1 protein-coding gene is annotated in these 1,547 nt (G+C 56.6%); it reads left to right on the top strand.

Annotated elements, in window-relative coordinates:
- Positions 1-84: 84 nt before the first annotated feature.
- A complete protein-coding gene (locus J7413_RS20395; protein WP_209101862.1) occupies positions 85-1,470 on the top strand; it encodes an IS1182 family transposase in 1,386 nt (461 codons plus the stop codon).
- Positions 1,471-1,547: the final 77 nt, after the last annotated feature.

Here is a 1,547-nt window from a genome sequence, read left to right as displayed (position 1 = left end):
AGGGCGTATTTTGTTGAAAAACTCATCCTTGATCGGTGCATGAACTGCTGATTCAATTCTTCCAATGAGTGGGAGGATAGAGCGATGTTGGGACCGAGGCAGGAAGCGCAGGCGTCGCTATTCTATGAGTTCTCATTGGAGAACCACGTGCCCCAAGATCACTTGCTTCGGTCGATTGATCGCTTTGTCGATTTGAGCAGCATTCGAGTGCATCTCGCGGATTTCTACAGCCACACCGGTCGTCCATCGGTCGATCCTGAACTGCTGATCCGTATGCTGCTGGTCGGCTATTGCTGCGGCATCCGCTCTGAGCGACGGCTGTGCGAAGAGGTGCATCTGAACCTGGCATATCGATGGTTTTGCCGCCTCGATCTGAATGACCGTATCCCGGATCACTCGACGTTCTCCAAGAACCGGCATGGGCGCTTCCGCGAGAGCGAACTGCTGCGCCACCTTTTTGAGACGACTGTCGCGCGGTGCATCGAAGAAGGTCTGGTCAGCGGTCAGCGCATGGCAATCGATGCCAGCCTGATCGAAGCCGATGCCAACAAGCAGAATTCAACGCCAAAAGAAGAATGGGATGCATCAACCATCGATCCAGAAGATGCGCCTCGTGCGGTTCGCGAATATCTCGACACCCTGGATAAGGCGGCTTTCGGAGCTGCGAGCGAAGTGCAACCCAAGTTTACCTCGCATTCTGACCCTGCCAGCCAATGGACGGCAGCGCGTAAAGGGCCTGCTTTCTTCAGCTATTCCGACAATTACCTGATCGACACGGATCACGGGGTTATAATCGACGTGGAAGGCACCAGATCAATCCGGCAGGCAGAGGTCGGATCGACCAAGACGATGCTGGACCGCGTGAAAGCGAAGTTCGATCTACATCCGGAGCGCCTGATCGCGGACACCGCCTATGGCACCGGGCCGCTCCTGGGCTGGCTTGTCGACCGCAACATCGCCCCGCACATTCCGGTCTTCGACAAGTCCGGGCGCAACGATGGCACTTGGACGCGGGCGGATTTCGAGTGGGATGCAGAAAACGATCAATACATTTGCCCTGAGGGCCAGGAACTCAAGCAGTTCCGCCGCAACTATTCTGACCCAAACCGAGGGCCAACCGGCAAGGGCACGGCCCGCTACCGCGCCCTGAAAGAAGTTTGCCAGGCCTGTCCATCAAAAGCCAAATGCTGCCCTAATGCCGATGCGCGCAAAATCACCCGCGAAGAGCACGAAGACGCTCGTCAAGTCGCCCGCGAGATCGCCAAAACCCGCCAATACGACATCTCGATGAAACTCAGAAAGAAGGTCGAAATGCTCTTTGCCCACCTCAAACGCATCCTCGGTCTGGGACGGCTCCGACTACGCGGACCATGTGGTGCCAATGACGAATTCCTCCTCGCCGCCACCGCCCAGAACCTCCGCAAATTGGCCAAGATCTTTCCTGCGCCGCAGCAAACGCGCAAAGCCTGACCAGAAAGGCGCTCGCGCTCGGTTCAGCTCATCAATTTCTGCATCAGCAACACGTTGTTTTTCAACAGAATCGGCGG

Origin of the sequence: Shimia sp. R10_1, from assembly GCF_017744095.1 — a bacterium.
Taxonomy (GTDB): domain Bacteria; phylum Pseudomonadota; class Alphaproteobacteria; order Rhodobacterales; family Rhodobacteraceae; genus Shimia.
This window is presented reverse-complemented; position numbering and strand designations above follow the sequence as displayed.

Excerpts from the sequence above, each read along its gene's own strand:
- J7413_RS20395 (WP_209101862.1), top strand. The coding sequence starts at position 85 with ATGTTGGGACCGAGGCAGGAAGCGCAGGCGTCGCTATTCTATGAGTTC.